The following is a 454-nucleotide window of genomic DNA, read 5'->3' on the forward strand; positions in this document are numbered from 1 at the left end:
CTGGAAGGCTCGCCGTACGTGCAGGATGTGGTCATCACCGCGCCTGATCGTGAATGCCTGGGTGCGCTGGTGTTTCCAAGGTTGCATGAATGTCGCCAATTGGCCGGGCTGGATGCGCAGGCCTCTGATGCGCAGGTGTTGGCCAGTGCGCCGGTACGTGCGTGGTTCGGCGAATGGCTGACCCGCCTGAATCAAGGTGCAAATGGCAATGCCAGCCGTCTTGAATGGATCGTGCTGCTTGACGAACCCGCGTCTATTGACCGTGGCGAAATCACCGACAAGGGTTCGATCAACCAGCGTGCGGTGCTGCAGTGGCGGGCAGAAACAGTCGAAGCGCTTTATCGTGATCAGTCCCCGGACAAAATCAGTGCCGAGCCGACGGCATGAGCAGCGGCGGACAATATCTGGCGTTCAGCGACGTGGCCATTGTCGACGCAGTGCGTACGCCGTGGGT

1 pseudogene is annotated in these 454 nt (G+C 60.4%); it reads left to right on the forward strand.

The features are described from left to right. Positions 1–387 (forward strand): annotated as a pseudogene (locus tag ALO43_RS12085) (feruloyl-CoA synthase); the annotation flags it as partial. Positions 388–454 lie beyond the last annotated feature (67 nt).

The sequence above is a fragment of the Pseudomonas tremae genome, from assembly GCF_001401155.1.
In the GTDB taxonomy this organism is placed as follows: Bacteria; Pseudomonadota; Gammaproteobacteria; order Pseudomonadales; family Pseudomonadaceae; genus Aquipseudomonas; species Aquipseudomonas tremae.